Source organism: Streptomyces sp. V2I9 (genome assembly GCF_030817475.1).
Classification (GTDB): Bacteria; Actinomycetota; Actinomycetes; order Streptomycetales; family Streptomycetaceae; genus Streptomyces.
In genome coordinates this window covers 3,573,470-3,591,627 of the sequence record NZ_JAUSZJ010000002.1, presented here as the reverse complement: position 1 = coordinate 3,591,627, position 18,158 = coordinate 3,573,470, and the positions used below count along the sequence as shown (strand labels likewise).

General features: G+C 73.7%; 16 protein-coding genes and 1 pseudogene. 4 read left to right on the top strand and 13 right to left on the bottom strand.

Translation table 11 applies throughout. The annotated features are described in order from the left end of the window. Position 1: 1 nt before the first annotated feature. Together QFZ71_RS15780 and QFZ71_RS15775 are read right to left on the bottom strand one after the other, a co-directional pair. On the bottom strand, positions 2 to 658 hold the full coding sequence (locus tag QFZ71_RS15780; protein ID WP_307668855.1) for a DsbA family protein: 657 nt from the start codon (positions 656 to 658) through the stop codon (positions 2 to 4). A gap of 161 nt (positions 659 to 819) precedes the next feature. Further along, the gene (locus tag QFZ71_RS15775) at positions 820 to 2,166 is read right to left on the bottom strand and encodes an FAD-dependent oxidoreductase (RefSeq protein ID WP_307668854.1); all 1,347 of its coding nucleotides are present in this window, start codon (positions 2,164 to 2,166) and stop codon (positions 820 to 822) included. Positions 2,167 to 2,244: 78 nt separating this feature from the next. On the opposite strand from QFZ71_RS15775, the gene QFZ71_RS15770 reads away from it, so the two are divergent. After that, positions 2,245 to 2,865 (top strand): TetR/AcrR family transcriptional regulator, encoded by a 621-nt coding sequence (locus QFZ71_RS15770; protein WP_307668853.1) that lies wholly within the window; start codon positions 2,245 to 2,247, stop codon positions 2,863 to 2,865. Between the two features lie 188 nt (positions 2,866 to 3,053). On the opposite strand, the gene QFZ71_RS15765 is transcribed toward QFZ71_RS15770, so the two are convergent. Then, entirely contained in the window at positions 3,054 to 4,433 is a 1,380-nt protein-coding gene (locus tag QFZ71_RS15765) for a helix-turn-helix domain-containing protein (RefSeq protein ID WP_373465121.1), read from the bottom strand. Between the two features lie 569 nt (positions 4,434 to 5,002). On the opposite strand from QFZ71_RS15765, the gene dnaN reads away from it, so the two are divergent. After that, complete coding sequence (gene dnaN, locus QFZ71_RS15760; RefSeq protein WP_307668852.1) at positions 5,003 to 6,136, top strand: DNA polymerase III subunit beta; 1,134 nt, start codon at positions 5,003 to 5,005, stop codon at positions 6,134 to 6,136. A gap of 305 nt (positions 6,137 to 6,441) precedes the next feature. Here dnaN and QFZ71_RS15755 read toward each other — a convergent pair whose 3' ends face one another. From QFZ71_RS15755 to QFZ71_RS15745, 3 genes are all read right to left on the bottom strand, one after another. Continuing rightward, positions 6,442 to 7,323, bottom strand: coding sequence for a glycoside hydrolase family 19 protein (locus tag QFZ71_RS15755; protein ID WP_307668851.1), 882 nt, complete (start codon positions 7,321 to 7,323; stop codon positions 6,442 to 6,444). Between the two features lie 340 nt (positions 7,324 to 7,663). After that, a complete protein-coding gene (locus QFZ71_RS15750) occupies positions 7,664 to 7,936 on the bottom strand; it encodes a hypothetical protein (protein WP_307668850.1) in 273 nt (90 codons plus the stop codon). A gap of 68 nt (positions 7,937 to 8,004) precedes the next feature. Then, positions 8,005 to 9,288, bottom strand: coding sequence for an adenylosuccinate synthase (locus tag QFZ71_RS15745; RefSeq protein ID WP_307668849.1), 1,284 nt, complete (start codon positions 9,286 to 9,288; stop codon positions 8,005 to 8,007). Positions 9,289 to 9,474: 186 nt separating this feature from the next. On the opposite strand from QFZ71_RS15745, the gene QFZ71_RS15740 reads away from it, so the two are divergent. Together QFZ71_RS15740 and QFZ71_RS15735 are read left to right on the top strand one after the other, a co-directional pair. Then, the gene (locus QFZ71_RS15740) at positions 9,475 to 10,359 is read left to right on the top strand and encodes a diacylglycerol kinase (RefSeq protein ID WP_307668848.1); all 885 of its coding nucleotides are present in this window, start codon (positions 9,475 to 9,477) and stop codon (positions 10,357 to 10,359) included. Positions 10,360 to 10,411: 52 nt separating this feature from the next. Continuing rightward, positions 10,412 to 10,684, top strand: a complete 273-nt coding sequence (locus tag QFZ71_RS15735) for a DUF1876 domain-containing protein (protein WP_307668847.1) — start codon at positions 10,412 to 10,414, stop codon at positions 10,682 to 10,684. 339 nt (positions 10,685 to 11,023) lie between these two features. On the opposite strand, the gene QFZ71_RS15730 is transcribed toward QFZ71_RS15735, so the two are convergent. From QFZ71_RS15730 to QFZ71_RS15700, 7 genes and pseudogenes are all read right to left on the bottom strand, one after another. Continuing rightward, entirely contained in the window at positions 11,024 to 12,229 is a 1,206-nt protein-coding gene (locus tag QFZ71_RS15730; RefSeq protein WP_307668846.1) for a cytochrome P450, read from the bottom strand. 121 nt (positions 12,230 to 12,350) lie between these two features. Beyond that, entirely contained in the window at positions 12,351 to 13,019 is a 669-nt protein-coding gene (locus tag QFZ71_RS15725; protein WP_307668845.1) for a response regulator transcription factor, read from the bottom strand. Continuing rightward, positions 13,016 to 14,347 (bottom strand): sensor histidine kinase, encoded by a 1,332-nt coding sequence (locus QFZ71_RS15720; RefSeq protein ID WP_307668844.1) that lies wholly within the window; start codon positions 14,345 to 14,347, stop codon positions 13,016 to 13,018. The genes QFZ71_RS15725 and QFZ71_RS15720 overlap by 4 nt, the downstream gene beginning before the upstream one ends. A gap of 132 nt (positions 14,348 to 14,479) precedes the next feature. Next, positions 14,480 to 15,400, bottom strand: coding sequence for a S9 family peptidase (locus QFZ71_RS15715; RefSeq protein WP_307668843.1), 921 nt, complete (start codon positions 15,398 to 15,400; stop codon positions 14,480 to 14,482). A gap of 123 nt (positions 15,401 to 15,523) precedes the next feature. Continuing rightward, a pseudogene (gene kynU / locus QFZ71_RS15710) lies at positions 15,524 to 16,745 on the bottom strand (kynureninase). Continuing rightward, entirely contained in the window at positions 16,738 to 17,586 is an 849-nt protein-coding gene (locus QFZ71_RS15705; protein ID WP_307668842.1) for a tryptophan 2,3-dioxygenase family protein, read from the bottom strand. Before QFZ71_RS15705 ends, kynU begins: the two are co-directional and overlap by 8 nt. A gap of 138 nt (positions 17,587 to 17,724) precedes the next feature. Next, positions 17,725 to 18,138, bottom strand: a complete 414-nt coding sequence (locus QFZ71_RS15700; protein WP_307668841.1) for a DUF3151 domain-containing protein — start codon at positions 18,136 to 18,138, stop codon at positions 17,725 to 17,727. Between the last annotated feature and the right edge of the window lie 20 nt (positions 18,139 to 18,158).

Sequence of the window (18,158 nt, the reverse complement as noted above, 5' to 3'; positions counted from 1 at the left end):
CTCAGCAGCTCCCGTCGATGCCGCAGGCGGCGCCGTAGACGTCGCCGTCCGCCTGCTGCGCCCGCGCGTCGAGGATCGCCTTGCGGAGCTGGGCGGGGCGCGGGACGCCCTCGATGCGGGTGTCGCCGACGAGGATGGTGGGCACGGCCTGCACCCGGTGGGCCGCGGCCTCCCGCAGCGCCTCCTGGTGCCGCTCGCGGTACCTGCCGTCCTCCAGCGCGGCCCGGAAGCCGTTCTCGTCGAGCCCGATCTCACCGGCCAGGGCGGTGAGGACGTCGAGCTGCCCGAGGTCCTGGCTCTCCTGGAAGAAGGCGCGGAACATCCGCTGGTTGTACGCCGTGCCCAGGCCGTGCTCGGCCGCGTACTGGTAGCCCTCGAAGGCGAGCGCGGTGTACGGCTGCGGGGAGACGTCCGGGAGCTTGATGTCGACGCCCAGGCGGCGGGCCATGGGGTAGACGGCCCGCTCCCAGATGCTCGGCAGGTACTCGTCCTCCGGCCGCAGGGTGGGCTGGGGGTGCGGACGCAGCTCGAAGGGCAGCCACTCGACCTCGACGTCGGTGCCCACGTCCTTGATCGCCTCCTCCAGCGGGCCCTCGGCCAGCATGCAGAAGGGGCAGACGTAGTCGGACCAGATCTTGATCTTCACGGGCTCGGCCATGCGCAGACCTCCAGGTCATTGATCGCGCAAGCAACAACATCCGCCGACAGGGCGGCAGGCGTTGACGGACGCCCAAAAGGTTGCACGATCATGCACTTTTGTGTCAAGCCGTCCCGTCCTGGAGCCCCCGAACGGAGTCGGGTCCCGGTGCGCCCGCCGCCTCAGCCCGACCGGTCGGCGGGCGGGAGGCGGAAGCCGTCGAAGAGGTCGTCCATGGCGCTTCGCGCGACGCGGGCCGGGGTCGCACGGAGGGCGAGATCGCGGGCGGCCACCGCGACGGGGTGGGCGAGGGAGGCGATCCGGCCGGCCCGGCGGGATCGGACCCGGAGGGCGTCGGTACGCGCGTGGCGGGCCCGGCCGTAGGCGGCCAGGGCCTCCGGCACGTCGCCGCCGTCCAGCAGGTGCGCGAGCACGACGGCGTCCTCGATCGCCTGGCAGCCGCCCTGGCCGAGGTTGGGGGTCATGGCGTGGGCGGCATCGCCCAGCCAGGCGATACGTCCCCGATGACGGCACGGGAGCGGGGTGGCCAGGTCGTACAGATCGTGCTGGAGCACGGCCGCCGGGCCGATCCGCGCCAGCAGTTCCGGCACCGGCGCGTGCCAGGCACCGAACCGGGCCAGGAGTTCGGCACGCGGGTCCTCCGGCCGGAACCCGCGCTCCACGACGGCGGTGGCGTAGACGTAGACCCGGCCGTCCGCGAGCGGGACCACCCCGAAACGCTCACCCCGCCCCCAGGTCTCGGCGGCGTCCGGTCCGGGGAGACCGGCGGCGGGCAGCACGGCGCGCCACGCGGTCTCCCCGCTGTAACGCAGACCGGGATGGTCCGGGAAGTGCTGCCGGCGCAGGGCGCTGTGGATGCCGTCGGCGGCGACCACCACATCGGCGGCGAGGTCACCGGCCGGCGTACGGACGACCGGCGTACGGGCGGCGGACGCACGACCGGAAGGCGTCACGGCGAAAGCCGGACGGGCGGCGGGCTCGTGGGCGGAAGCCGTACGGAGGGACTCGTGGGCGGAAGCCGTACGGGGGGAAGGGCCCCGGGCCGCGGCCGTGCGGGCGGGCGGGGTGCGGAGGGCCCGCGGGCCGCCGGGGCCCGCGGCGGGGCCGGGCTCGACGGCCGTGACCGGTGTCCCGTACCGGATCACGCCCCGCGGCAGCGCGGCGGCCAGTCCGGCCGCCAGGGCCGGACGGTACACGGCGAGCGGAGGGCTGCCGTACCGGGCCGCCAGCGCGGCCGTGTCGGCGCGATGCAGCCAGCCGCCACCGGGCCGCCGCAGCCCCATCGCGGCGGGCACGGCGCTGCCCGTCGCCCGGACGACGTCGAAGCCGATCGCTTCGAAGGCGCGCAGGGCGTTGGGCGCGAGGACGATCCCCGCGCCGGTCGCGGACGGTTCGGGGGCCCGCTCGCACACGGTGACCCGCCAGCCGCGCCGGTGCAGGGCCACCGCCGCCGTCAGCCCGCCGATCCCCGCCCCCACCACGACCGCACGACGCACGGTTTCCGCCATGGCACACGCCCCTCTCCCCCTCGCCCATCCTCTACATCCGTAGAGGATGGGCTCACTCTACAGCTGTAGAGTGAGCCCATGGCCTCCCCTGATCGCAGAACACTGATCGCGGACACCGCGATCGGCCTCGTGGCGGCCGTCGGGCTGCGGGGGCTGACCCATCGGGCGGTCGACGCTGCGGCGGCTCTCCCGACAGGCAGCACCTCGTACTACTTCCGGACACGGACGGCGCTGATCGGCGCCTGCTACCAGCGGCTCGCGGAGCTGGATCTCGCCGACCTCGACGACTTCGCCGCGTTCGCCCCCTCCGGCGTCGGCGACCGGGAGGCGGACCGGGGCGCGGCGGGAGCCGACCGGGAGGCGGTGGCGGCGGCGCTCGCCGCGCTGCTGCACCGCTGGCTGACCACGGGCCGCGCACGGCAGCTGGCCCGCTTCGAGCTGAGCCTGGAGGCGGCCCGCACCCCCGAGTTGGAGACGGACCTGCACCGGGCGGGGCTCGGTGCGCGGGTCCGGGCGGCCGAACTCCTCGGCGGGCTCGGGGCGGAGCGGCCCGAGGAGGCAGCACGGTCCCTGGTGGCCTGGACCGACGGGCTGCTCTACGACCGCCTCGCGGGGGCGCTGTCCCGCTCCGGGCCGCCCCCGGACCTGGCCGAACTGACCGCGGTGACACGCCGCATGGTGGACGCGGCCCTGGCCTGAGACCCGTTCGCGCTCAGCGGCCGACGCGTGACAACCGGGGGCGGGTGACGACACGGCCGGGTGCCGACACGGGCGGAGAGGGCTCCACCGGGCCCGCGCCCCGCCGCGCCCGGCTCCCGGCGCGCCCAGGGCCTGCACGAGGCCGCAGGGCCCCTACCGGCTCCGGAGGGACCGGAGCCACGCCGTCCTCATGCGGCGCGATCCCGCGACCGCAGCGCGAGCCACAGGTCGTAGCGGGCGCTCGGAGGCCGGAGCAACGACCGCTGGAGAACGGCTTCGAGCCGGGTCAGCCGCTTACGCGTACCGGGGACGGAGAGGCCCAGCTCGGCGGCGGCCGGGCCGAGCCTGCCCTCGCACCGCAGCCAGGTCCGCAGGGTCTCCTCGAACCCGAGGACGGGGGCCAGTTGGCGGTCGGCCCAGTCCCGTACGGCGGGGTGGGCCAGGATCTCGTCGAGGTCCCGCGCCGGCTTGCCCGTACCCGGCCCGGCGGTGGCGTTCGGGGCGGGCTCGGGGGTGCGCGCCGCGGCCGGGGTGCACGCCGGGGCGGGGGTGGCCCGCACGCGCAGCGCGAGGTCGAGCGCCGACCGGTCGGCGAGCCGGTGCAGATCGAGGCCGAGCAGTTCACCGATGAGTTTCAGCCGGGCGGCCAGCGTGTTGCGGTGGATCTTGAGGTGATCGGTCGCGTGCGACGAGAACGCCAGCCAGGAGGTGGCGGTGGCCATCAGTTCCTGGCTTCCGGGGTCCCGGGCCCGGCGGGGCGTATGGACCAGGAGCGGCTTCAACAGCTCGTCCGCCCACTGCCGGCCGTGCGGCCCGACGGCGAGCGCGAGATCGGGCGAGACACCGAACCGGGCGTGCCGGGCGGGCAGTTCGCGGGCGGCTGCCAGCGCGTGGAACGCCTGGCGGTAGCCCGTCGCGGTGTCGGCGAGCGGCACCGGTTCGCTGACGCCCACCACGCATCCGCCGACCCGCGCGGCGACCGCCTCGTCGGTGGGCGCCTCCCCGGCGTCCGGTTCGGGCCCGCGCCCCGGCATCACGAGGATGAGGTGGCGGGAGTAGACGGGGCACCGCACGATCCAGGACCGGCCGCCGTCCGCGTCCCCGCAGATCCGCGCCACCTCGTCGCGGTCGTCGGCGGAGCACTCCACGACGCACACCCGTACCGGATCGGGGAGCCGGGGCCGCAGCGCTCCGGCGACCTGCTGGGCGATGGTGAGCTGGCCCGTCATCAGCAGGTGCAGCACCGCTTCGCGGCCACGGGATTCCGCGAGGTCCACCCGGCGGCGGCGGCGCTCCAGCGTCTCGGCCTGCCGGCACAGGGACAGCGGCATGACCACGTCGGCCAGCAGGGTGCCGAGCCCGGGGGCCACCGGCCGGGGCGTGACGACGACGAGCACCGGGGAGGCCGGATCGCCCGCGCTCAGCGGGAACAGCAGCGCGGTGTGCCCGCCGGTGTCCAGCACGTACGTTCGGGCCCCGCGTCCGGTGAGGGCGTTGCCGCCCTCGGCCATCAGCCCCACGACATCGGGGACCACCGCCTGATCCGTACGGGAGGCGGCGTGCAGCACCCTTCCGTCCGGCCCGACCAGCCCCGCCCAGCCCTCGGCCCGCCCGGCCAGCCAGCCAGTGCAGGATCTCGGCCGTCCCGCCGGTGCGGGCCAGCCGGTTCATCCGCAGCAGGTCGTCCGCGCGCTCCTGCACCCGCACCCGTTCCCCCGTTCCCACCCAGGACACGGGGCAGCGTGAGGGAGCCTCCTCGCCCGACTGTGCGAACCGATACCCCCGCCGCCGTCCCACTGGGCGTAGTGAATCTCCCGTCTCCTTACCCTGCGTTCTAGGGTCCGAACCTGTCCGGCACGTCGGGGGATGACGGGGGAACGCCGGCAACGGGGGACCGCGGGGAACGCGGGGAACGCGGCGGCAGCGGTTCACGGGGGTGGCCGTTGCCGCCGGTTCCCACGCGGCGCCGAGGCGGCCCACGGCCTCCCGGCTCCCGGCTCCCGGCTCCCGGCTCCCGGCTCCCGGCTCCCGGCTCCCGGCTCCCGGCTCCCGGCTGATTGTCAGTGGTGCCTTGTAGCGTCGATCTCGTGAAACCGGTTCCCGGCTTCACGACGCCGATGTGCGAGGAAAGGCCCCCATGGAGTTCCGCATCGACCGCAGCGCCCTGACCGAGGCGGTGTCCTGGGCGGCCCGCGTCCTGCCCGTGCGCTCGCCCGTCCCGGTGCTGGGCGGACTGCTGCTGGACACGGAACACGGGGGCGAACGCGACGGCGGGGGCGGGTCGTTGCGGATATCCGGTCTCGACTACGAGGCGTCCGCACGCGTCGACGTGGACGCCGACGTCGCACGGTCCGGAAAGGCGCTCGTCATGGGGCGACGGCTGCTGGACATCTGCAAGGTGCTGCCCGAGGGCCCCGTGGAGTGCGCGGTGGAGGGCTCGCGGTTCACGGTCTCGGGCGCCGGAGCCCGGTTCGGCCTCTCCGTGCTGCCCCTGGACGACTACCCGGCGCTGCCCCCGCTCCCGCAGGTCCGGGGCGAGGTGGACGGCGCGCTGTTCGCGGCGGCCGTGGCCGATGTGGCGGTGGCCGCCGGGCGCGACGACGCCCTGCCGGTCCTCACCGGCATCCGGCTGGGGCTCGACGGCGACACGATGACGCTCGCGGCGACCGACCGGTACCGCTTCGCCGTGCGGACCCTCCCGTGGAAGGCGGCCTCCCCCGGCGAGAGCGCCGACGCCATCGTCTCCGCCCGCCGCCTCACCGAGATCGCCCGGTCGCTGGGCCGCTCCGGGCCGGTGAGCGTCGCGCTGGACACCGGCTCGGCCGGTTTCGAGCACGCCGGGACGCGCACCACCGTACGGCTGCTGGAGGGCCGGCTGCCGCGCCACGAGAAGTTGTTCACGATGGAGGACCCGGCCGTCGCGGTGGTGGACCGGGTCCGGCTGACCGAGGCGGTCAAACGGGTCTCCGTCGTCGCGGACGGGGACAGTCCGGTGCAGCTGGTCTTCTCCCGCGCCGACGCCTCCGTGCTGCTCCGGGCGGGTTATGAGGACGATGTGGCGTCGCAGCGGGTGCCGGCCGCCCTGGAGGGGGCCGACGAGCTGACCGTGGCCTTCAACCCCGGCTATCTGGCGGACGCCCTGGCCACGTTCACCGAACCGTCCCTGCGGCTCCTGCTGCTGGGGCCCGGACAGCGCGCGATGATCACGGACGAGGCGGGCACGGACGCCCATCGTCACCTGCTGATGTCGGTCAAGCCGCAGCTGGCGTGAGCGCGGCCGGACGCCGGAGCCGCCGGCGCGGACAGCTGTGGAGTGACACCCCGCGGGCCCGGCATGGACCCGGGGCAGCGGAGCGGGGGCCGTCCGGGCATCGCGGCCGACGCGGCACCGGCGGCCTGGCGGGCCGGCGGCACACCGAAACGTCCGGCAGGCCGGAACGTCCGGCGCACCGAAGCGGGGGCGGGCCCGGCGGATGCCGGACCCACCCCCGTCCGGGTGGGGCCTGATGGACTCGACGACCTTCGCAGCCGCTCAACGGCCTTCGTGGGCGGGGGCGAAGGTCATGCCCCGCCGGGTCAGCAGCTCAGGTTCGGTCCGGTGGTGGTACCGAGGATCTGGGTGAACTGCGTGAACTTGTTGATCCGGCTCTGGACCTGCGCCGGGTTGCCGCCGTTGCACTCCAGTGCGCCGTTGATGGAGCGGATCGTCTCGCCGAAGCCGGCGTTGTTGACGATGGCGTTGTGGGCGGTCATCGTGCCGGGGCCGTTCTGGGTGTTCCAGTACCAGAGGCCGGTCTTCCACGCCACGGAGGCGTTCTGCTCCACCAGGTACGGGTTGGCCAGCAGGTTGATGCCCAGCGCGTCCCCGGCGGCCTTGTAGTTGAAGTTCCAGCTCAGCTGGATCGGGCCGCGGCCGTAGTAGGCGGACTGGCCCGCCGGGCAGCCGTAGGGCTGGGTGGCGTCGCAGTAGTGCGGGTAGTTCGCCTCGTTGACTTCCTTGATGTACACCAGCCCGCCGGTCTCGTGGCTGACGTTGGCGAGGAAGGCTGCGGCCTCGCGCTTCTTGACCTCGTCGCTGCCGGTGTTGGCGAAGGCCGGGTAGGCGCTCAGCGCGTCGGTCAGGCCCTGGTAGGTGTAGAAGGCGTTCCGGTTCGGGAACATCTGGTTGAACTGGGCCTCGCTGACGACGAACCCGTCGTTCTGGCCCGGCCCGTCACCGCCGCCGCAGGCGCCCTTGTCGGCCCAGACGTCCGACGAACCCGGACGCTCGTTCTGCGTCCACCACTTGGCGGTGTAGTTGCGGCCGTTGTACGAGACCGTGCCGCCGTTCGTGTAGACGGCGGAGGAACTCCAGGCCGTGGCGCAGGCGGCGGCCTGCGCGGTGGCGGCGGGAAGGACGACGAGTGCTGCGACGAGCGCGCCGAGCGCGACCAGCAGACTCATGACACGTCGGATCACGTGATCACACTCCTTGGACGCGGCGCGACGTCCGGCCGTGCGCCGCCGTGGGGGTGCCCGACACTCAAGCGAGATGGTCTGAACCTGTCAAGGTCTAGACCAACCCTGCCGAAAGGTCCCGGTACCGCCACCGCCGGCCTCGCCGCTCCGGCGCGACCTCGCCGGAGGGCCCTCAACAGCCGTTATTCCGGAGGGAGTCCGTCCGCATCCCCGCCGGACCGCGACGGAACCGAAGGTAAAATCTTCCGGCCGTGCCCAGCATGCGGACGGCACGGAAACCCCGGCGTAGCGCTCCGGAGCGGCGGGTCGAGCGGTGAACCCGTACCGTGCGACGGGCGCTTCAGCACGTCGGCCCGGCCCCCGGGGCGACCCCGACGACGCCCGTGATGCGCCCGTACCGCCCCACCACCGGGCAGCCGAAGGGCTGGGTGGCACCGCATGTGCGCCCGTGGTCGGCCTCGTCGATCTCCTTGACGTACTTCAGCCCGACCGACTCGAAGACCGCGTGCGTCAGGAACGCCGCCGCCTCCCGCGCCCGCGTCTGCGGCGTACCGACGTCGGCGAAACGCGGGTACGCGTGCAGCGCGTCGATCAGCCCCCGGTACGCGCGCACCCACGGCGCGCGACATGCCCGTGGGGCCCGCGATCACGGTGATCGCGGGCCCCACGGAGAACCGCTCCCTACAGGAACGAGTTGATCTCGATCGTCTCGGTCCGGCCGGGGCCGACGCCGATCGCGGAGATCGGAGCGCCCGACATCTCCTCCAGGGCCTTCACGTAACCCTGCGCGTTCTTCGGCAGGTCGGAGAAGGTCTTGGCCTTGGTGATGTCCTCGGACCAGCCCGGCAGGTACTCGTAGATCGGCTTCGCGTGGTGGAAGTCGGTCTGGTTGTACGGGAGTTCCTCGACACGCTTGCCGTCGATCTCGTACGCCACGCAGACCGGGATCCGCTCCCAGCCGGTGAGGACGTCCAGCTTGGTGAGGAAGAAGTCGGTCAGGCCGTTGACCCGCGTCGCGTACCGCGCGATCGGGGCGTCGAACCAGCCGCAGCGGCGGTCACGGCCGGTGGTGACGCCGCGCTCGCCGCCGATGCGCCGCAGCGCCTCGCCGTCCTCGTCGAACAGCTCGGTCGGGAACGGACCGGCCCCCACACGCGTCGTATAGGCCTTGAGGATGCCGATCACGCGGCTGATCTTCGTCGGGCCTACACCGGCTCCGGTGCAGGCGCCGCCCGCGGTCGGGTTCGACGAGGTGACGAAGGGGTACGTGCCGTGGTCGACGTCGAGCAGGGTGCCCTGGCCGCCCTCGAAGAGCACGACCTTGCCGTCGTCGATGGCGTCGTTCAGGATCAGGGTCGTGTCGGCGACGAACGGCTTGATCTGCTCCGCGTACTGGAGCATGTCCTCGACGACCTTGCCGGCCTCGATGGCCCGGCGGTTGAAGACCTTGGCCAGGAGCTGGTTCTTCTGCTCCAGGGCCGCCTCCACCTTCTGCTCCAGGATCGACTCGTCGTAGAGGTCCTGGACGCGGATGCCCACCCGGTTGATCTTGTCGGCGTACGTCGGGCCGATGCCCCGGCCCGTCGTGCCGATCTTGCGCTTCCCCAGGAAGCGCTCGGTCACCTTGTCGAGCGTGACGTTATACGGAGTGATCAGGTGAGCGTTTCCGCTGATCAAAAGCTTGGACGTGTCGACGCCTCGCTCGTTCAGACCGCTCAGCTCGGAGAGCAGGACCGCCGGGTCGACCACGACACCGTTTCCGATGACCGGGGTGCACCCCGGCGACAGGATTCCGGAGGGGAGGAGATGCAGCGCGTACTTCTGGTCGCCGACGACGACCGTGTGGCCGGCGTTGTTGCCGCCCTGGTAGCGCACCACATAGTCCACGGATCCACCGAGCAGGTCGGTGGCCTTCCCCTTGCCCTCGTCACCCCACTGAGCACCGAGCAGCACAAGTGCGGGCACAGGCGTACACCCCTTCCGGGCGGGGCATGTCCAAGGTCAGGGGGCGTACGTCAAGGTCGTACCTGCCGTACGACGATGTACGGCAGAGCCTGAGCCGTCGAACCGGGTGCCCCGGAATAGACGAAGCCCCTGGCGCAATAGCGCAAGGGGCTCTTGCACCAAGATGCTACCCGAGGAAGGACCGAGGTGTCGGCTGCAGAGCCCCCCGGCGACGGCGACGACCAGCTTCTGGTGGTCATCGACCCGGTCGCCCGCCGGAGCGACGGCGAGTCCGTCCGTATCGCCAAGGACGTGCTGAGCGCCGGCTCGCACGCCAAGATCTGCCTTCCGGACACCCCCGAGGAGTTCGCGCGGGCCCTGTCCCGGCGGGGTTCGCGCAGGCCCGTGGTGGTCGGCGACGACCACGCGCTGCTGCGTGCGGTGGCCCAGCTGCACCGTGAACGGGAGCTGGCCGCCGGCGTCCTCTCCCTGATCCCCGTCGGCGCGGCGCACGCCCTGGAAGTGGCCCACGCCCTCGGCGTCCCCCGCGGCGCGGTGGCCGCCGCGCGGACCGCGCTCGACGGAGTGGTGCGCCGTCTGGACCTGCTGGTCGACGACAGCGACGGCGTCGTCCTCGGCCGCCTGCGCATCCCCGTCCCCGCCCCGCCGCCCGACGCGCGGGGCCCGCACGCGGGCGTCACGGCCGTCTGGGACACCTGTCGCTCGCTGGTGGCGTCCCTGGTCCGGCCGGTCCCGGTCGCCGCCGCCGCCGCGCACCCGACCACACACCGCCTGCGCATCGAGGCGGACGGGGTGGTGCTGAGCGACCTGGACACCCCGGTCCGGGGCCTCTCCGTGACCTCCCGAGGGGGCGGAGGGCTGGCCGACGTCGTCGTCCGCACCGCCGCGGGCGAGGACGTGACGGCGGAGGCCGGGGCGGTCACGGTCTCGGGCGCGGACTTCCGCTACCGGGCGGGCATACGGACCGCGGGGCCGGTGCGCACCCGGACCTGGACGGTCCGGCCGGGCGCCTGGGCGCTGATGCTGCCCGCCCCGGCGAGCGCGGACGGGGCGGCGGGCGCACGCTGGTAGGGGGCGGCCGCGGAACCGAGCCGTCCCGTGACCGGTCCCGGAGGTGACCGTCATGACCAGGATCGCTGTCGGATGGCACATCGACCTCGCATTCGAGGAGGACTCCCACCGCACCCGTGCGGCGGCGCTCGTCCGCCTCTCCGACGGAACGGAGGTACGCGCCCACGGCTACGCCGGCCGCCACCCGTCGGACGCCGACCAGCAGCGGGTCGGCGAGGAGATCGCGGGGGCCAGGGCGCTCAACGAACTGGCGATGAAGCTGCTGACCAAGGCGCACGACGAGATCGACGAGGCGTCGGGCCGCTCGTCCTACCCACTGACGTAAGCCCTCTCGCCGTTCCCTCCCGCACGGGGCGCCCCGCCCCCGCGGCGTCCGCGGTGCGGGTCGCGGAGGGGAACCGTCCCCCTGCCGTGCCACGTCCCCCGGTATGGAGATCCACTAGGGCATGCGGGACGAACGGCGGGAGGCCGCCGTAGGCACCGCCGGCTGTGCGGCGGCCTTCGCCGGCGCCCCCGTAGGCATCGTGCTCCGGGCCCCGCACGGCAAGGGACGCGCTCGCCGGGGCGCCGAGGCCGGAGTGCTACGCCCCCTGCTGAGCCACCGGGCCGGCCCGCCGCGCACCCGGCCCGCCCGCCTCACCACGGTCCAGGCCCGTCCTCGCCCTCACACCTCCACCAGCAGCTCCTTCAGCCCCCGGATCACGTACCCCGGCTGCCACGCGGGCTCCGCCGTCATCCGCAGTGCGGGCGCCTTGCGCAGCAGCTCCCCGAAGGAGGCGGTCAGCTCCAGCCGGGCCAGCGGGGCGCCCAGGCAGAAGTGGATGCCCGCGCCGAAGGTGAGGTGCGGGTTGTCCGTACGCGACAGGTCCAGGGTGTCCGGGCGCGCGAACCGCTCCGGGTCCCGGTTGGCCGAGCCGAACAGCAGCGCCACCTCCTCGCCCCGCCGGATCACCTGGCCGTCGATCTCGATGTCGTCCAGCACCCAGCGTTCGAACATCTGCAACGGGGTGTCGTAGCGGAGCAGTTCCTCGATCGCGGTGGGCAGCAGCGTGGGATCGGCGCGCAGCGCGGCCAGTTGCTCCGGGTGGTGGAAGAGGGTGCGCCAGCCGCCGGCGGTGGTGTTGACCGTCGCCTCGTGGCCCGCGTTCAGCAACAGCACACAGGTCGAGACCATCTCCTGCTCGGTCAGCCGCTCGCCCTCGTCGTGGGCGGCGATGAGCGCCGAGATCAGGTCGTCTCCGGGGTCGGCGCGCCGCTCGGCGATGAGGCCGCGCAGATAGGCGGAGAAGTCGACGGAGGCGCGTACGGCGGCCGCCGCCGTCTCCTCCGAGGGGTTCAGCTCGAACATCCCGCAGATCGCCGCCGACCAGGGCCGCAACAGCCCCCGGTCGGCCTCCGGGACGCCCAGCATCTCCGCGATCACCGCGACCGGCAGCGGCTCCGCGATCTCCGCCAGCAGGTCCCCGCCTCCCTCGGCCACGAACGCGTCGACCAGGCCGGCCGCCAGCCGCCGTACGGTCGGGGCCAGGTTCTCGACCGTACGCGGGGTGAACGCGCGGGAGACCAGCCGCCGGATACGGGGGTGGTCGGGGGCCTCCAGATCGAGAATGCCCTGCCCGTTGAGCGTGGTGAACGGCTCGTGCGCGGCGGGCGGCGGGGTGCGGCCGAACTCCTCGTGGCTGAAGCGGTGCAGATACGTCCGGCCGAGCCGCCGGTCCCGCAGCAGGGCCGATACGTCGGAGTGGTGCGGGATCAGCCACTGCCCCGTCGGCTCGAACCGGTGCGCCCGGCCCGCGGCCCGCAGAGCGGCGTAGGCGGGGTAGGGATCGGCGACGAACGCGGGCGACCAGGGATCGAAGGAGACGTGCATGGCCCGACGCTACCCGCGCCCGCCGCCACTGCAAGGGGGCGGTACGGACGCTCTCCGCTCGGCCTCCCGCGCCGGGGAGGCCCGCCGGATCACGGACCTCCGGGCCCCGGGGGCAGCCGCGCTACCCCGGAGTGACCAGCCGCGCCTCGTACGCGAACACCGCCGCCTGGGTCCGGTCGCGCAGCCCCAGCTTCACCAGGACGCGGCTGACGTGCGTCTTGATCGTGGACTCGGCGACGATCAGGTGCGAGGCGATCTCCCCGTTGGAGAGCCCCTGCGCGATGAGGACCAGCACCTCCGTCTCGCGCTCGGTGAGGTCCCCGATCCGGGCGAGTGCGGGCGGTCGCGGGGCCTCCGCGAGCTTGGAGAACTCGTTGATCAGCCGCCGGGTCACCGTCGGGGCGAGCAGCGCATCGCCCGAGGCGACCACCCGCACCCCGTCCGCGAGCTGGCGGGCCGAGGCGTCCTTGAGCAGGAAGCCCGAGGCCCCGGCCCGCAGCGCCTGGTAGACGTACTCGTCGAGGTCGAACGTCGTCAGGACCAGGACCTTCGCGTCGGCGTCCCGAGCCACGATCTCGCGGGTCGCCTCGATGCCGTTCATCTCCGGCATGCGGATGTCCATCAGGACGACGTCGGGGCGCAGTGCGGCGACCTGGTCGAGCGCCTGCCGGCCGTCCAGCGCCTCGCCCACCACCGTGATGCCCGGCATCGCGTTGAGCAGGACCGAGAACCCCTCGCGGACCATCATCTGGTCGTCGACGATCAGGACCCGGATGTCGGTGTCGCTCATGCCCGGCCGTCCCGTTCGACGACGACCGTGTCGGCGTCGCCGCCGGCCGTCCCACGGGGCTCCGGCAGGTCCGACAGCGGTACGGGGAGGAACACCGCGATCTCGTACCCGCCGTCCGCCGTCGCTCCGGCCGTCATCTCGCCGTTCAGCATCGCCACCCGCTCCCGCATCCCGGTGATCCCGTGGCCGGCACCGGGCGAAGGCTTGACCAGGCCCCGCGGGGGCCCGTTGACCACGCGCAGTCCCAGGCCGCCGAGGACGTAGCTCAGCTCCACCCGCGCGGAGGCGCCAGGCGCGTGCCGCAGGCTGTTGCTCAGGGCCTCCTGGACGATCCGGTACGCCGACAGCTCGACGCCCTGAGGCAGCTCGCGGACGGCACCGGTGATCACCTTCTCCGTCTCCAGGCCGGTCTCGCGGACGTTGTCCAGCAACCCGTCGAGCACGGCGAGGGTGGGCTGCGGTGCGTCCGGCGCCTCGTAGTCCTCCGCCCGGACGACCCCGAGCACGCGGCGCAGCTCGGTGAGGGCGGCCACCGCGTTCTCCCGGATGGTGACGAACGCCTGCTCCAGCTCCGGCGGCGGGTTCTCCACCCGGTACGGGGCGGCCTCGGCCTGGATCGCGACGACCGACATGTGGTGGGCCACCACGTCGTGCAGCTCCCTGGCGATGGTGGTGCGTTCCTCCAGCAGGGTCCGCCGGTCGCGCTCGACAGCGGTGACGGTGCGCTGCACGGTGACCTCGCGCTCGGCGTCGCGCCGGATCTGCACCACGGCGACGACGAGCAGCGCGAAGGCCGAGAGGACGGCCACGGGCGCGGTGATGCTCGGGTCGCCGCCCTCCAGGAGCATCCCGAACAGCAGCGTCAGCAGCCACATCCAGGCGGCCGTACGGGGCCGGGTCCGGGCGGCCACGACCACCATGACCACGATCTGGGCCAGGAAAGCGCCCGGCCCCCACAGCCCGTCGCTGCCCAGCACACCGCAGAAGACGGTCGCCAGCAGGGCGGCCCAGAACGCGGCGACCGGCCGCACGAGGGTCATCACGACCGGGATCGCGGGCACCAGCCCCATCAGCAGGCGGTACTCCCACTCGGTGAACCCGGCCATCATCACGAGGAAGGCGGCGAACAGCACCAGCGCGTGCGGGGTCCAGACGGCGGCCTTCCGCGCGCCCTCGGGCAGCCGCCGTATCAGCCGGCCGTCAGGGTTCAGCGGCGGCAGCGGCCGGTAGGCGAGCACATCGCGCAGGAGATCGTTCCGCAGGCCGTCGATCGCCCCTGCGGCGGCCCGGAACTCCGGGCTGCTGGTCTTCGTCTGGGTCTCGGTCACGCTTCCACGGTAGGCGGCGGCGGACGGCGGGTCGTCACCATCGCTACGGATTCCGGGGCATCCGTCTCAAGGACTACGCGCCTCCGCCCCACCGCGCCCCGCACTGCGAAACCGCAGGTGGGAGCCTTGCGTCTACCAGGCAAGCTGGGTGATCTCCTCGGCCACGACCGCGCAGGCGTCGGCGGCCGGGTCGATCAGCGGGAAGTGCCCGGCGCCGCCGAGCAGCGTCAGCCCGACCGTCTCGCCGAACCGGGCCGCCGCGTCCACGTACGCCTCGGACACGGCGCGGGGTACGACGATGTCCTCGACACCGTGCACGATCACGGTGGCGATCCCGGTCGGCAGCAGCGCTCCGGGGTCGGCGTGGGCCACCCGCTCGGCGAACTCGCCCTCTCCGCCCAGAAGTTGGGTGACCGCTCCGCCGCACACCCCCAGCTCGACCGCCGTGGCGAAGTCCGCGATCGGGGCCAGCGCGACGACCCCGCGCAGCGGCGGCGGGGCGGGCAGCCGCCACGGCGACCCCTCGGGCAGCACGTGCCGCGCCGCCGCCCACAGCGCGAGGTGTCCCCCCGCCGAGTGCCCGGAGACCACGATCCGCCGCGCATCGGCGCCCGGCAGCTCGCGGGAGGCCAGGGCGGGCATCGCGTCCAGGGCGGCGGCCACGTCGTCGAAGGTCTCCGGCCAGCGCCCCGCGACGGGGTCGGTGCTCCCCGGCCGGGGCTCCTCGCCGACGCGCTGCCGAGGGATGTCGTCGCCGCCGCGCCGGTACTCCACGCTCGCCACGGCGAAGCCCCGGCGGGCCAGGAAGTCCGCGAGCGGGGAGAGATGAGCCCGGTCGTAGGGGGCCCGCCAGGCGCCGCCGTGCAGGAGGACGACGAGCGGGGCCCCGGTGCGGCCGTCGCGCGGGGCGTAGAAGTCGACGACCTGGTCGGGGTGGTCCCCGTAGGCGGCCGTCCGGTCGGGGGCGACGGCGGGGTGGGCGAACGCCGACGCGCTCTCGGCCGCGTCCCGCTCGCGCGCGGCAGAGTCCGGGGAACCCGGGGAATCCGTCATGCTGCTCAACCGTCCTCTGCCCATGGCCTGTGCAAGTGTCCTGCCCCAACAGGGTTGACCTGCGGGGACGGTACCAGCACCCGGTACCGTCCCCGCCCGGTCGCACGCGGGCCCGACGGGGCGTCAGGCCGGCCGCACCTCGGCCAGTACGTCGGCGAGCACCCGCGCCGCCCGTTCCGCGTCGGCGTATCCCACGTACAGCGGGGTGAAGCCGAACCGCAGCACGTCCGGACGCCGCAGGTCGCCCACGACGCCCCGCTCGATCAGCCGGCGCATCACCGGTCCGGCGTCGTCGCAGCGCAGGGCGACCTGGCTGCCGCGTTCGGCGTGCGCGGCCGGGGTGACGGAGGTGACCCGGCCCGCCGGGACGTACGCCTCGACGCACTCCAGGAAGAAGTCCGTCAGCGCGAGGGACTTGGCCCGCACCGCGTCCACCGACACCCCGTCCCAGACGTCGAGCGCCGCCTCCAGCGTCAGCATGGAGACGATGTCGGGGGTGCCGACCCGGCCCCGTACGGAACCGTCCGCCGGGGCGTAGTCCGGCGTCATGCCGAACGGGTCGGCGTGCGAGTTCCAGCCCGGCAGGGGCGAGTCGAAGGCGGCCTGGTGGCGCTCGGCGACGTACAGGTACGCGGGCGAACCGGGGCCCCCGTTCAGGTACTTGTACGTACAGCCGACCGCCAGGTCCACCGTGTGCTCGTCCAGTCCCACCGGGAGGGCGCCCGGCGCTGTGGCACAGGTCCCACACCGCGACCGCGCCCGCCGCGTGGACGGCGGCGGTCAGGCCGGGCAGGTCGTGCAGCCGGCCGGAGCGGTAGTCGACGTGGTTGAGCAGCACGGCGGCGGTACGCGGACCGAGCGCGGCGGGGACGTCGGCGGGCTGGACCGGCACGATCCGGTGACCGGTGAGCCGGGCGGCGGACGCCGCGATGTACCCGTCCGTGGGGAAGGTGGACGCGTCGACCAGGATCTCGTCCCGCCCCTCGCCCGCGAGGCGGGCGGCGGCGACGACGGCCTTGAAGACGTTCACGCTGGTCGAGTCGCCGACGACGATCTGCCCGGCGGCGGCCCCGACGAGCGGGGCGATCCGGTCCCCGATCCGCTCGGGCGCCGTCCACCAGCCGCTCTCGTCCCAGGACCTGATGCGCAGCTGGCCCCACTGGCGGGCCAGGACGTCCTGCACCCGCGCCGGGACGTGGACGGGCAGCGCGCCGAGCGAGTTGCCGTCGAGGTAGACGCCGTCGTCGAGCGCGAACAGTTCGCGGCGTGCGGCGAGCGGATCGGCGGCGTCGAGCCTCGAAGCCCGCGCGCGGAGGTCCGTGGTCGTGACCGTGGTCTCAGACATGGCTGCGCGCCGTCCACAGCTCGGGGAACACGTTCTTCGTGGCGCGCTTCTCCAGCCAGGCCACCCCGGCGGAACCGCCGGTACCGGTCTTGGAGCCCATCGCGCGCCGGGTGGCGACGAGGTGGTCGTTGCGCCAGCGCCACACCAGCTCGCCGACGTCGGTCAGCAGCTCGCCGAGGCGCACCAGCTCGTCGTTCTGGTCGTCGGAGGCGTAGATCTCCGCCCACACGGCCTCGACCTCGGGCGAGGGCTCGTACCGCCGGGTCAGGTCCCGTGTGATCACCGACTCGGGGATCGCGTACCCGCGCCGGGCCAGCAGCGCGAGGGTCTCGTCGTACAGGCTGGGCTCCGCGAGCGCCTTCTCCAACTCGGCGTGCACCCGGGGCGCGCCCCGGTGCGGCACCAGCATGGAGGCGGACTTGTCGCCGAGCAGGAACTCCATCCGCCGGTACATCGCGGACTGGAACCCGGACCCCTCACCGAGGGAGCCCCGGTAGGAGTTGAACTGGGCGGGAGTGAGCCCGGCCAGCGGCCGCCAGGACTCGTTCAGCGCCTCCAGCTCGCGCAGCGACCGCTTCAGGGCGTCGCGCGCGACGGGTATGCGGTCCTCGCGCAGGGCGCGGGTGGCGGTCTCCCACTCATGGACGATGACCGTGAACCACAACTCCATGACCTGGGTGGTGACCAGGAAGACCATCTCGCCGGGATCCTCCGAGCGGAGGTGCTGGAGGTGGGTCAGAACGTCCGCCTGGACATAGTCCTCGTACGGAGTCGTTCCCGCGAAGTCCAGGTACGGGGTGTCCGCACCGGTGGCTTCGGGGTCGGGGTGGTTGGTCGACATTTCTGTCTCCTCGACACGAGCTTCCGGGTAGCGGTCCGCCCCTTCCGTGAGGTGATGGAGCTCCGGTCCCCTGCTCGCATACTAAGCGTCTCCCCGCCCTCGGCGCTCGGGCGGGGAGACGGCTCAGGACAGAGGGGATCAGCCCAGGATGTCGGCGGCGGTCGGCGAGGAGTCGCGCAGGAACGTCGTGCAGCGCTCGTGCTCCTGGGTCTCCCCGATCGCCCCGGCCGCCCGCGCGAGGGCGTGCAGGGCGCGCAGGAAGCCGCGGTTCGGCTCGTGCTCGAACGGGACGGGGCCGTGGCCCTTCCAGCCGGCCCGGCGCAGGGAGTCGAGGCCGCGGTGGTAGCCGGTACGGGCGTACGCGTACGACTCGACGACCCGGCCGCCCTCGAACGCCTCGTCGGCGAGCTGCGCCCAGGCGAGCGAGGAGGTGGGGTACTTCGCGGCGACCTCGGCGGGCGGGGTTCCGGCCGCCAGCAGCTCGCGCGGCTCGGGGTCGTCGGGCAGGTGGGTCGGGGCGGGGCCCCCGAGCAGGTTCTCGTGGATGGACATGCCTCAAGTGTGCCTGCCGT

Coding starts and splice junctions, on each gene's coding strand:
- QFZ71_RS15780 (WP_307668855.1), bottom strand. CDS start 658: ATGGCCGAGCCCGTGAAGATCAAGATCTGGTCCGACTACGTCTGCCCC.
- QFZ71_RS15775 (WP_307668854.1), bottom strand. CDS start 2,166: ATGGCGGAAACCGTGCGTCGTGCGGTCGTGGTGGGGGCGGGGATCGGC.
- QFZ71_RS15770 (WP_307668853.1), top strand. CDS start 2,245: ATGGCCTCCCCTGATCGCAGAACACTGATCGCGGACACCGCGATCGGC.
- dnaN (WP_307668852.1), top strand. CDS start 5,003: ATGGAGTTCCGCATCGACCGCAGCGCCCTGACCGAGGCGGTGTCCTGG.
- QFZ71_RS15735 (WP_307668847.1), top strand. CDS start 10,412: ATGACCAGGATCGCTGTCGGATGGCACATCGACCTCGCATTCGAGGAG.
- QFZ71_RS15730 (WP_307668846.1), bottom strand. CDS start 12,229: ATGCACGTCTCCTTCGATCCCTGGTCGCCCGCGTTCGTCGCCGATCCC.
- QFZ71_RS15725 (WP_307668845.1), bottom strand. CDS start 13,019: ATGAGCGACACCGACATCCGGGTCCTGATCGTCGACGACCAGATGATG.
- QFZ71_RS15715 (WP_307668843.1), bottom strand. CDS start 15,400: ATGACGGATTCCCCGGGTTCCCCGGACTCTGCCGCGCGCGAGCGGGAC.
- QFZ71_RS15705 (WP_307668842.1), bottom strand. CDS start 17,586: ATGTCGACCAACCACCCCGACCCCGAAGCCACCGGTGCGGACACCCCG.
- QFZ71_RS15700 (WP_307668841.1), bottom strand. CDS start 18,138: ATGTCCATCCACGAGAACCTGCTCGGGGGCCCCGCCCCGACCCACCTG.